The organism is Oleiphilus sp. HI0086, assembly GCF_001635225.1.
In genome coordinates, this window is record NZ_LWFZ01000484.1 from 1 (window position 1) to 11,888 (window position 11,888).

An 11,888-nucleotide genomic window follows, 5' to 3' on the forward strand; every position below is an offset into this window, starting at 1 on the left:
AAATGGCATCAAATGCACAAAACAACAACGCGACTTTTCAAGCAGCAGAAAATGCCGTAAGTGGACTGATCAATAAAGTCATCATAGACAAAGACACTACAGAATTAGATGAGGCGATAGGAATCGGCACTATTGGTGAACACACTTCGAGTATTAACTATGCAGTTTCTGGCTCAAAAGCTGCATCCAGCTATAGCATCGGATATATGGGTGTTGTAGCGCTCGCTAAAGGGGGCTCCTTAAACGTAGACGAGAGCTCAACAGAGCTTAAACCGGAGCTATTCGAAGCTTTAGTAGAAGGTGCGGTCGAGGCCACTAGTGCACAAACGGTTATCAGGCAAGGTTTTGAGTACCATTAAACTTATACATGCCTTAAGGCATACAACAGAATTTAGAGTGATGGCCCGAAACAACGAAATAGCCATCAGGAGGCAATGATGAAAAAAATATACGCATTAGGCTTGCTCCTAACCTTTAGTGTACTGTTTAGTGCTCAGGCTCATACTAGTGAGCCAGCACTTACAAAAGATCAGCTACTTAAGTTACAACAAGGGTATACTCCCCCACCTTTGACACATATCACTCAAGGCTATGAGACTGATTCCATTCAATTGAACCGAGGCCTTGATGGAAAAATAAAAAGCATCGAAGCTCGAGCTTGCGCCTCTTGTGACTTACAGCAATATCGTATCACTGAAACAACTCAAGCCTATATTGGGCAAGAAAAAGCCTCTCTTGATGTATTAACCCCCTTCAATGGCAAAAGTGGCGCAATCAGTTACAACATAAAGACCAAAGAGCTCCATCACTTCCGTTTCTTTAATTTGGAGGCAGGCCAATGAGATCATTACAATCCAAACTAGGTCACGGCTTGGCATCTTGCATTATTACGCTTCTATCAGCCAATATTGCACACGCAGACGATACTGAGATTTTATTTGAGTCCAGTGCTTCTAACGAATTAACACCAAACGTCCTGTTTATTCTTGACAACTCAGGCAGTATGTCAAATATGGTTAGTACGGAAACCCCTTACAACCATTCAATTGACTATACTCAGAAAGCTATCGATGACGGTCGAAGCCCCTATTCTGACGCTTACATCTATGCATTCGATAGTTATTTCAACTATCGAGGTACAATTTTAACAAGCCAAAATCACTGCCAAGAAATGACTGACAAGCTTGCAATAGCAGGACAGTATACTGCTGCAAAAGTCGCTGGCTTTAATACCCGCAGAAATGCTTGGCGTAATCTTTTCAGTCGTCGCAGTAGTTCCAATACAAATATTATCGAGTGTAAAGATGATCGAGGTGCACACGGCGCTAACGGAACAACAGGCAACACATACGCAGTACATAACTCCAGCAAATGGGCGAGTTCTAGCAACAACGAAATAAGCTGGAACAGCTACACTACCTATGATTTCTTTAATTCAAACTATATTAATTGGTATGCCTACTATCGTGAAGTGACTTCTCAATCACGCATTAGCATCATGAAGAGCGTTGTCAGCAACCTGATTAACAGTACTTCAGGTATTAATATTGGCTTAATGAGCTTTAATACCAATAATTACGGCAAGCAAGGTGGCCGCGTTACGACTCCAATTGATTATATTGAAGACAATCGGTCTTCTTTTGTATCTGATCTAAACAGCCTTTCCCCGGATACCTGGACTCCTCTCGCTGAAAGCCTATTTGAAGCTTACCGTTACTATTCTGGCGGTTCGGTATTTTTAGGCAGCCAAAGCTCTGCCTCATCTAAGAGCCCTAGCAACTCTAGCAAATACCAATCGCCTATTTCAGATGAATGCCAGCCTAACAACATTGTCCTATTAACGGACGGTGAACCCACTTATGACGCTCACCCTGGCTCTAGCCGAAGTGATAGTAACGATACTGCATCGAGAAACGTTATAGAGAGTACTGTGGGCAACTGCACTGACAACTGTCTAGATGAGATTTCCCGCCACATGTACGAAAACGATGTATCTAGTCAATATGATGGCGAACAAAACGTTACAACCTATACGATTGGCTTTGAACTCGATGATAATTTGCTCAAACGAACAGCCGAGGGTACTGATGACAACCCAGGTGGTGGCGGTAAATACTTTGTAGCCAACGATACAACCGAGCTCGAAAGTGCAATTAAGCAAATATTCTCAAGCCTCAAAGATATTAGTACCACGTTTGTTTCTCCCGGCGTTGCTGTAAATACCTTTAACCGCCTCAACCATCGTGATGAATTGTATTTCTCGGTTTTCAAGCCTGAAACTGGGCCTGTCTGGAAGGGTAACTTAAAACGCTATCGTCTAGGATCTGACGGCACTGTTTATGATAGAGCTGGCCGTACCGCGATTGATCCAGAAACTGGTTTCTTTAAGTCTCGCAGTAATAACCCTGCTGACCCAGGCGCATGGAGCTGGTGGTCAGATGATATTGACGCTAATGATATTCACCTAGGGGGCGCTGCAGAAAACTTACCCAACAATAGTGATGACCGTAATGTGTTTACGTACCTAGGTGGCTCTAGCAACCTATCTGACGACAGTAACGAAATTTCTTACGATAACGCAGACAATATTACTAAAGAATTACTTGAATACACCGAAGCAACTGATGAAGAGTACAAGCTATTACTAGACTGGATTCGTGATATTGATGTCTTTGATACCGATAACGATAATAGTTATACAGATACTCGACACACAATAATGGACCCCCTCCACTCTGCGCCAGTGGTTGTGATATACGGTGGTACCGACGAGAACCCCGACACGGCAATATTCTTCGGTGACAACCAGGGTTTTATCCACGCGATAAACGGAAGTAATAGCACTAGTGGCACCTATACAAAAGGCCAAGGTGATGAATACTTTGCTTTTATGCCCAAAGAGCTACTGGGAATGCAAAAAACTTTATTTGAAGATTCTCAGGCTGTTGAACACACGTATGGAATGGACGGCTCCATAACAACTTGGGTCAACGACGAAAACAATGACAATGATTTATACGACTCAAATGATTTCGTCTATTTATATTCTGGCATGCGCCGTGGTGGAAATAGCTATTATGCTTTAGATGTTACAGAGCGCGATGCACCTGAATTTCTGTGGCAAATTACTGGGGGGACAGGTGGCACTAGCGGCTTCGAAGAGCTCGGTCAGACCTGGTCTAAGCCAGTTAAAACTAAGGTTAGAATGGGTAGCACTGTTCGCGAAGTTCTCATTTTTGGCGGTGGTTATGATACCAATCAAGATCTAGCAACAACTCGCTCTGAAGATTCCATTGGTCGAGCTGTTTATATTGTTGACGCAGAGACAGGAGAGAAAATCTGGAGCGCGACCCCCTCTAACTTTAGTGATATGAAATATAGCATTCCATCAGACGTTAAGGCTATTGATGTGAACGCTGACAGAATTGCTGACCAAATTTACGTGGGCGACATGGGTGGACAGGTCTGGCGCTTCGACATAGATAACAATAGAAGCAGCTCTAGTACCCTTCCTGTACATGGGGGGGTAATCGCCAGTGTGTCCGATACAGGAACCGAAAACAATAGACGTTTCTACCATGCACCTGACGTATCGGTACTAAGCGATAGCAGCAGCTTAACCTTAGCTATTGTCATTGGTTCAGGCTGGCAAGCTCACCCTCTTGATGATGAAGTCGTTGACCGTTTATATATGATAAAAAGCTCCGACGTACTTGAACCTCCAAAGAACCTTGACGGCTCTATCGAGTATACAGCACTTATAGAGGATGACCTTTACGACGCAACGAATAACAACCTGGGTGACGTAAGCGGCCAAAACTCTGAAGCCAACCAAGAAGCCGCCTATACTGAATACTACGGTAACGGTGCTGATATATTACCAAAACAGGGTTGGTTCATTCGTTTTACGCGTGATGGCGAAAAAATGCTAGCGACATCTTTAACCATTGATGGAACGGTTTACTTTACCACTTACGAGCCCACAGCAAGTACTAACGGCTGTATTTTTAGCTCCGGTATTCCTCGCCTCTACCATATCGAAATAGCTGACGCGACACCGGTTAAGAATTATGACGGTATCGGATTAGATTCTGAGTTAACCACAAGCGATAGGGAAGTTGGCACGCTCACGACACAATCATTACCAACCGCACCACAAAGACTTCGTGTGGATGGCCAAGACATTTTGTGTATTGGTACAGAGTGCAATCCACTTGATCGCGAAGGAAAAATTGTTAGAACCTACTGGGTTCAAGAGGAGTAAATATGTATACCTGCAAGAATTGTTATAGCTCGCAGAAGGGCTTCACGCTGATAGAATTAATGGTAGTGGTGGCTATAGTGGCTATCATAGTTGCTATCGCGTACCCGTCATATCAGGATAACGTAAAGAGTTCCAAACGCTCTGAAGCTCAGGGCGCCTTAGTCTCTTTTTCGGCTGCGATGGAAAAACATTTCACACAAAATAACTCTTACCTGAATGCAGGACAAAGTGGAGATACTGGGGCTCCCGCAGTATTTGCTACAACCGCACCGGTAGGCGGCTCATCTGTTTACTACGACCTAACGATTGAAGCGGCTACAGGGAGTTCTTACACCCTACGAGCGACTCCTACCAATTCCCAAACGGGCGATGGCTTTTTAGAATATAACTCCCTAGGCCAAAAAAGCTGGGACGAGGATAATAGCGGCGCGATCGGTGCAAATGAGTTTGACTGGGATAAGAACTAAACGATAGATACGCCGTTCAATAAGGCCTATCAGCTTTCCGCTGACAGGCCTTTTTTAATTTCGCTTATTGACTCAATACAGACAGTCGCCTAGCAAAGTCCTCATATCGCTTCCGGTTAACACCTAAGTCTGAATACCCCACCCTACTCGCTGAACGAAAGTGAATTAGCTTCTGCTCATCATCCAGATAAACCTCCACATCGTCTTTGAAACGCATCAGCGGACTGGTAAAAACGGCATACAAATAGTGATCACTTTGCTGAAGAATTTTTGCCCCCGGCATAGCGTCTATGACATTTTGAACCTTCTGCATCTGCTGCTTTGCTTCTATATCGAAGGCAATCGATTTTACCTGCTTATCAGGCTTATCGGTTTGAGTTGATACGCTATTAGGCCGACTTCCCAAGGGCTTCAGCTCACCATTTTGAACACCTAATTTAGGTGCTGTATTGTTCTCAATTACTCGCATTGTGATGACTCCAGCCAGTATAAAAAATATCAGTAGATAAATAACTTTCTTCATTGTCTTATCCTCTAGTTATGCAAGTATATTGCGCACAATCTATTTATTCAAGCCACAAAAAAGGCCGCATTAATGCAGCCCTATTATTCACCTAATAGTCTAGGTAATTACTTACTCAACTTACGGTAAGTTGCCACAACACGGTCCAGATTTTCCAGAGAGGTATCACTATGGAAAGTATCACTTGTAGGTTTCTTGCCAGGGAAGAAGCCTAGGTAAATATCCAGCTTACTCGCATTTGCCAGTTTATCTAGCCACTCACCTTCAACAATTCCAATATTATTCTCAGCTATTCGCGTAAAAGGAATCAAGTCACCTCCGTCGATACGAATACCTAAATTCTTTGCTTCGCTGGCAATATCAGAAGAACTGTTAATGTGAATCTCATTTTCTTTAAAGGTTAGCCAAATTTGAGACATATAACCTTCTTTACCCATCTCCCAAGTTGGCGTGCTAATAACAAGCCCTTGAGTTAATGCTGTATCACCCTGCTTTAACACCCAAATATCATAGTTTGCAGGAAGGTCTTTCTCGCTAATTGCTAAGGGCTTAACAGAGCCTTTCTTTTGCACAACAGGCGCTTTAACAACATCTTTTTTAGCTTCCTCTACCTTCGCAGCTACTTTTTTAACCTCAGCTTTAGCTGGCTCTTTTTCTACTGCTACCTTCACACCCTTGTCTGCTACCGCTGTAACGGCCTTCTGCGTTACTTCTGCGACAACTTCCTTAACTGTAGGCTTCACCTCTTTGCTGACCGGCTGTTCAGTCTTAGCACCTGGTTCAACCACAGGAGCTTTAAGGCTTTTCATCATTTCATCAGCTTTAGCAGCATTTTCTTTCTCGTTCCTAGCTAGCTCCTCTTGGCTTGGCTGTACTTCCGCCACACTAAGCTCAGCCGAGCTATCAGACATCGCACTATTGTCCTTCTTATCAACTGAAGCACAGCCAGCAGCTAAACTGATGACTAAACCAGCTCCCACCAAAGATAGGCTGCGATTCAAGTTTGAAAGATTTGTTTTTGCTGCATTCAGCATTTGAAATGTATTGAGTTCGGGTTTCATTTTTTCTTCCTAAAACAAGCAACAGAGCGCCTTGCACTTTTCGTCATAACTACAACATTTGCCACTTATGCCACCATAAGCACCAATAATTTACTCAAGATCAGGAAAGGCTTTAATTCAGTGTAGACATAATTCTCGCTTTGCCAGCTTTACAAGCAAGGTATAAGGTTAAACAATGTCAAATACGCAGGTTTATCATTAATTTTGTCCACTGCGTCACACGAGTTACCCATACTACCTATTAAAACTATCTTTTTCACCTATTGGATAATTAAGGATTTCATCACATGCCCCTATTAGACTGTATTGAGCGACAAACTGCTGACACGGTATCAGCAAGTATTATTTGGCTGCACGGCCTCGGGGCAAATGGAAACGACTTTGTACCTATCGTCGAGGAATTAGCGCTACCGGAAGGCTTAGGTATACGCTTTATATTTCCAAATGCCTCGGAAATCCCCATCACGGTTAATGCTGGCTATATCATGCCCGCCTGGTATGACATTCTTGAACTGACTGAAGAGCGCGTGATAAACCACGAACAATTGCAAAGTTCGGTGAAGAATATCCAAACGCTGATCGATAGGGAAATCGAGCGAGGCATCAAGAGCGAACGAATCATTGTAATGGGCTTTTCGCAGGGTGGAGCCGTGGCCTACCATGCAGCCTTAACTTACCCCAGCCCCCTTGCAGCACTGGCAGGCTTGTCGACCTATTTTCCACAAGAAGATAGCTTTGATACCGCGCCCGCGAATAGCCAGCTGCCAGTATTAATCTGCCACGGCACTCATGACCCAATGGTCGTGGAAAGGCAAGGTAAAAAAGCGGCGGCGATTCTTGAAGCGCGAGGCCACACAGTGCAATATCTAAACTACCCGATGGAACACGAAGTTTGTCTAAGCGAGATACAAGACCTATCGCGTTTCTTTCAGGCTCATTTGATGTAATGCTGTTTTATAGGTTGAGCCCTAAATGAAAAATAAGAATAAAATACAAATCAGTTCTGCAATTATTTGGGGCGTCGAGCTTTCGCCCTTCGTATTAAAGATGCAAGCTTACCTGGAGTACTGTGGCATCCCTTATCGCCGCTTACCCGCGCATGGAAGCTATCTTGAAAATACTCAGACCTTATTACGCCTTGAGTATCAAAAACAGCATAAGCAGATAAGCCGCTATCCTGAAATGGATGCCGACTTAGATGAGTACCCTGCCGTTCCTTTCTTTACTGAAAACGGCAAAGATTTTCAATACGACAGCACAGCCATCGCACACTATCTTGACCAGAAGCCCCCCACTCAGGGAAATAGCCATAGACATCGCTTATTCCCGGAAGACCCTTGTTTGAATTTTATCGCCAGCTTAATCGACGAAGCCTTTGACGAGTTCGGCCTATACATGGTCCATCATATGCGCTGGGTAGGCTCCGCCAAGTCGAACATAATGGGTAAATTACTCGCAAAAGAATTTCGTCACGCTTTGCCGCCAGGCGGCCCCTTACTACTTTCCAGGCGCTTTCCTAAGCGACAGGTGGCACGCTGTCCTTACTTATTTAGTGTCGCGCCAAAGAGCTATCGAAGCGGTGTTTCAAAAGCTCTATCCCCCCCGTATAAAGAAGGTTTTCCTGAAACACATACCTTATTGTTCGAAAGCTGGAAGCAATATCTAAAAGGCATGGAGGAAGTATTAACCCTGCAAAAATTCTTACTCGGTGATCAGTTTACCATTGCCGATGCCAGTGCCTACGGCCAACTCGCTATGAACCTGGTCGACCCAGAAACAAATAAGCTAATGCAAGAACTCGCTCCGCAGACACACGCCTGGCTTGAGATGATCTATAGCGGCAAACATCGCTTACAACAGAAAGAAGGGGAGCTTTATTTTTCAGGGGCACTTAAGCCCTTGCTCAACACCATCATGAGCACCTATGCATCGCTCATGGTTCAAAATAAGCAGGCATATCACCTGGCAAAAGCTCAGGGAGCAACAGAGTTCAACGAACTAGCCTTCAATCAGGGAAAAACACTTTATACAGGAAAGTTACGTGGCTACCCTTTTAAGTCAGTGGTAAAAACCTTTCAACTCAGAACCTGGCAGGAGCTTTGTGAAAAATGGAAGCGTTTAGACCAAAGCGAACAAAATACCATTAAAGCACAGCTAGAACTTTGTGCTCTTTTCGAAACAGAGGATGCTGAATTGAAAGAGACAATTGTTTCGGCAGAGGCTTAAGGGCTATGATAGCTTCATATTTTTCTTCAATAAGGATTCTCAGTGACAGATCAGGCAATTACCCTACAAAACATTTCTGGAAAAACCATTCTGGTAGGCATCACCTATTTTGACCGGTCTGGAGAAGTGCTGGATCAAAAGCAGCTCGCTGGTACTGTTTGCAAAGTCACAGAAGAAGATGGCATCACCGTCCAGGACTTGAAACAAGAAAGTGAATTCACCATCCCTTCTTCACTTCGCCCCTGGTTTATTGCACCACCCGGTGACTATCACGACCCGATTAGTGGTAAGCAGGTACAAAACCCTGACTATCTCGTCACCTGGGATGTCTATAAAACCAAAGAAAGTACGCCGGAAGGCGAACATGAATGGTGGGAATGGCGACCACAGCTCGCCAACCCTAGCGTCGGCCAAAAGTAATCAGTAATATTTACTTGAGGCCATCTAAAAGCGCCGAAAGAGTTTGATTGCCCTTTTTCTGCACAAGCTCTTTATCTTTTTGCTCGCCACCTTCCCAATGCAAGTCATCTTCGGGAATTTCATCTAAAAAGCGACTAGGAATGGTTTCTATTTTCTCGCCATATTGTTTTCGTGCTGCAGCATAAGTCAATGCTAAAGTCCGCTGGGCTCTTGTGATGCCCACATACATCAGGCGGCGCTCTTCTTCGATGTTATCTTCTTCAATGCTGTTTCTATGCGGCAATAATTCTTCTTCAAGCCCCATGATAAAAACATGTGGAAATTCAAGACCTTTCGAGGCATGAAGCGTAAGCATGTGCACCTTATCGCTATCATCCTCTTCTTCTTGTTGCTCCAGCATATCTCGAAGGATCAATTTGGAAACCGCTTCTTCTATACCAATTTCATCCGCTGTGCCTTTATCGGCGTCGATCATATTTTTTAACGAATCAACCAAGTACCAGATATTCTCCATACGTTTCTCAGCCGCTTTTGGCGTATTAGAGTTTTGGTACAGCCATTGATCATACTCAATATCGGTAAACAACTGCTTGATCACAGGTATCGGATCTTCCTGATAACAACGTTCCGTTGTTTTTCGTAACCAATCGCTAAAGCGCCTGACCCGATCCAGCGCCTTACCACTCAACACTTGTTCCAAACCAATTTCACCGACAGCCTGATTCAAACTAATATGTCGCTCAGTCGAATAATTTCCGAGTTTCTCCAAGGTTGAGGGGCCGATCTCTCTGCGTGGTACGTTGACTACCCGAAGAAATGCTGCGTCATCATCAGGGTTAGCAATGAGACGCAAGTAGGCCATGGCATCTTTGATTTCATTCTTGGCAAAGAAGGAGGTACCACCAGACAAGCGATAAGGCACCTGAAAAGCCTGCATCTTGATTTCCAGCAGACGCGCCTGGTGGTTACCACGATAAAGCACAGCGAAGTCTTTAAAGGGGATATCCTTTTTCAACTTAAGATCAAGAATCTCTGCGGCAATTTGTTCTGCCTCTGCATCTTCATGGCGACAACGAATTACACGAATTCGCTCTCCGTCACCCAGCTGGCTCCATAGTGCTTTATCAAACATATGAGGGTTGTTGGCGATCAAGGTATTCGCCGCACGCAAGATCAAACTGGTAGAGCGATAATTCTGCTCCAGCTTAATCAGCTTCAGGCTTGGGAAGTCTTTTTCCAGACGCGCCAGGTTTTCTGGCCTTGCTCCACGCCAGGCATAGATAGACTGGTCATCGTCGCCTACGACTGTCAAAGCATGACGGTCACCCACGATTTGCTTCACCAGCTCGTACTGAGCCATATTAGTATCTTGGTACTCATCAACCAAGAGGTAGCGAATCTTCTGCCGCCACTTGCTTAATATATCCGGATGTTCAGCGAAAAGTTGTACGGGTAAAAGAATCAGATCATCGAAGTCGAGCGCATTATAGGCTTTGAGGTAGCGAGTATAGGTTTCATACACATGTGCCAGGGTGACATCGTCAGGCGTTTGAGCTTGCTGTGCGGCCTGAGCCGGAGTTAGCATGGCATTTTTCCAGTTTGAAATCGCCATCTGAAATTCATTGATTCGGTCGCTATTCTCTTCACCATCTTTCATCATCAGGTCGCGAATCAACGCTTTAGCATCTTCACTGTCGAAAATAGAAAACCCCGGTTTATAGCCAAGCGCCTTATGCTCGGTGCGAATGATATTCAAACCCAGGTTATGGAAAGTCGATACGGTTAAACCACGCGCATCAGGCCCCGAAACCAACTGCCCGACACGCTCTTTCATCTCGCGAGAAGCTTTATTGGTAAAGGTCACCGCAGCAATATGGCGCCCCGGAATACCACAGCTTTTAATCAGGTAGGCAATTTTTCGCGTGATTACACTGGTCTTGCCGCTGCCAGCGCCCGCTAGTACGAGTAAAGGACCACCAACATAATCTACGGCTTCTTGCTGTTTAGGGTTTAACTTATTCGCCACTACTTTCTCTTCTTTCTGTCTATCTCGATAAAAATAAATGGGCTCAGGGCCCGTGACTCTGAGCCCATTTATTTTTCTATTCCATCATTCTTTCACGTCAACTCATTGCTTTCCAGATACATTTTGTCGCTTTGTAGCACTTATTCTAAATAGATATAAATAATGAACACAGTCGTAGCGCCGCAACACTGCCTTTAGTTGTGAAATTGGAACAGATATTTTCGTTGTTTTGTTTCATTTTTTATTTACTGCAGGGGTTTAAATCGCCATGCTCGTCACCATTTAGTGCATTGCTATTTGTTGTTTTTAAGACTGATACCTCTTTACCGCTCGCAAGGATCTTTTACTTTCGCATGAACACCTTATCTACCCAGGCTTCCTCCGCTTCCACGACCACCAAAAAAATTGCAGCCCAAATTGCCAGCGAGCTTTCGGTCAGACCTCAACAAGTCGATGCAACCATTGAACTAATTGATGAAGGTTCAACGATCCCCTTTATTGCACGTTATCGAAAAGAAGTGACCGGCGCCCTAGATGACTCACAGCTCAGAAAGCTTGAAGAAAGGCTCCGTTACTTACGAGAGTTAGATGATAGGCGTAAAACTATTCTCAGCAGCATTGACGAACAAGGTAAACTCACTGATGCGCTTGCCTCGCAAATCGCTAATGTCGCCAGCAAGAACGAACTGGAAGACCTCTACCTTCCTTACAAACCCAAGCGCAGAACCAAGGGCCAGATTGCAATTGAAGCCGGTCTGGAACCCTTAGCGGATAGTTTGTTTAAGGACCCGACTCTAGACCCAGAGTCTGAAGCGAGTAAATTCATTAGCACTGATAAGGGCATTGATGACTCACAAGCCGCACTAGATGGCGCAAAGTACATTTTGATGGAACGCCTCAG

Annotated in this window: 11 protein-coding genes; 8 read left to right on the plus strand and 3 right to left on the minus strand. The window is 44.5% G+C overall.

The genetic code is table 11. From position 1 onward, the window contains the following. From A3756_RS27435 to A3756_RS05945, 4 genes are all read left to right on the plus strand, one after another. Positions 1-359: hypothetical protein (locus A3756_RS27435; RefSeq protein ID WP_068553055.1), on the plus strand; the 359-nt coding region annotated here is incomplete at its 5' end. A 75-nt stretch (positions 360-434) separates the two neighbouring features. Next, complete coding sequence (locus A3756_RS05935) at positions 435-842, plus strand: hypothetical protein (RefSeq protein WP_156490306.1); 408 nt, start codon at positions 435-437, stop codon at positions 840-842. Next, positions 839-4,264 (plus strand): pilus assembly protein, encoded by a 3,426-nt coding sequence (locus tag A3756_RS05940; RefSeq protein WP_068514567.1) that lies wholly within the window; start codon positions 839-841, stop codon positions 4,262-4,264. Before A3756_RS05935 ends, A3756_RS05940 begins: the two co-directional genes overlap by 4 nt. Positions 4,265-4,266: 2 nt before the next feature. Continuing rightward, positions 4,267-4,731: a type IV pilin protein gene (locus tag A3756_RS05945; protein WP_068508008.1), complete on the plus strand. Its 465-nt coding sequence runs from the start codon at positions 4,267-4,269 to the stop codon at positions 4,729-4,731. A gap of 64 nt (positions 4,732-4,795) precedes the next feature. Here the strand turns inward: A3756_RS05945 and A3756_RS05950 are convergent, their stop codons facing one another. Continuing rightward, complete coding sequence (locus A3756_RS05950; RefSeq protein ID WP_082865110.1) at positions 4,796-5,254, minus strand: DUF1499 domain-containing protein; 459 nt, start codon at positions 5,252-5,254, stop codon at positions 4,796-4,798. 107 nt (positions 5,255-5,361) lie between these two features. Then, positions 5,362-6,315 (minus strand): hypothetical protein, encoded by a 954-nt coding sequence (locus A3756_RS05955; protein ID WP_068506619.1) that lies wholly within the window; start codon positions 6,313-6,315, stop codon positions 5,362-5,364. A gap of 287 nt (positions 6,316-6,602) precedes the next feature. On the opposite strand from A3756_RS05955, the gene A3756_RS05960 reads away from it, so the two are divergent. Genes A3756_RS05960 through A3756_RS05970 form a run of 3 tightly spaced genes read left to right on the plus strand, consistent with a single transcriptional unit; the run spans position 6,603 to position 8,961 of the window. Then, the gene (locus tag A3756_RS05960) at positions 6,603-7,262 is read left to right on the plus strand and encodes an alpha/beta hydrolase (RefSeq protein WP_068513036.1); all 660 of its coding nucleotides are present in this window, start codon (positions 6,603-6,605) and stop codon (positions 7,260-7,262) included. Between the two features lie 25 nt (positions 7,263-7,287). Further along, a complete protein-coding gene (locus A3756_RS05965) occupies positions 7,288-8,541 on the plus strand; it encodes a glutathione S-transferase family protein (protein ID WP_068553057.1) in 1,254 nt (417 codons plus the stop codon). Between the two features lie 42 nt (positions 8,542-8,583). Then, positions 8,584-8,961: a hypothetical protein gene (locus A3756_RS05970; protein ID WP_068553059.1), complete on the plus strand. Its 378-nt coding sequence runs from the start codon at positions 8,584-8,586 to the stop codon at positions 8,959-8,961. A 10-nt stretch (positions 8,962-8,971) separates the two neighbouring features. Here A3756_RS05970 and rep read toward each other — a convergent pair whose 3' ends face one another. Beyond that, positions 8,972-10,987: a DNA helicase Rep gene (rep, locus tag A3756_RS05975; RefSeq protein WP_068553061.1), complete on the minus strand. Its 2,016-nt coding sequence runs from the start codon at positions 10,985-10,987 to the stop codon at positions 8,972-8,974. A gap of 353 nt (positions 10,988-11,340) precedes the next feature. Here rep and A3756_RS05980 point away from each other — a divergent pair. After that, on the plus strand, positions 11,341-11,888 hold a 548-nt coding region (locus A3756_RS05980), incomplete at its 3' end, for a Tex-like N-terminal domain-containing protein (protein WP_304438866.1).

What these genes read in the sequence shown, in the direction of transcription:
- A3756_RS05965 (WP_068553057.1), top strand. Translation starts at nt 7,288, where the DNA reads ATGAAAAATAAGAATAAAATACAAATCAGTTCTGCAATTATTTGGGGC.
- A3756_RS05950 (WP_082865110.1), bottom strand. Translation starts at nt 5,254, where the DNA reads ATGAAGAAAGTTATTTATCTACTGATATTTTTTATACTGGCTGGAGTC.
- A3756_RS05935 (WP_156490306.1), top strand. Translation starts at nt 435, where the DNA reads ATGATGAAAAAAATATACGCATTAGGCTTGCTCCTAACCTTTAGTGTA.
- A3756_RS05940 (WP_068514567.1), top strand. Translation starts at nt 839, where the DNA reads ATGAGATCATTACAATCCAAACTAGGTCACGGCTTGGCATCTTGCATT.
- A3756_RS05945 (WP_068508008.1), top strand. Translation starts at nt 4,267, where the DNA reads ATGTATACCTGCAAGAATTGTTATAGCTCGCAGAAGGGCTTCACGCTG.
- A3756_RS05960 (WP_068513036.1), top strand. Translation starts at nt 6,603, where the DNA reads ATGCCCCTATTAGACTGTATTGAGCGACAAACTGCTGACACGGTATCA.
- A3756_RS05955 (WP_068506619.1), bottom strand. Translation starts at nt 6,315, where the DNA reads ATGAAACCCGAACTCAATACATTTCAAATGCTGAATGCAGCAAAAACA.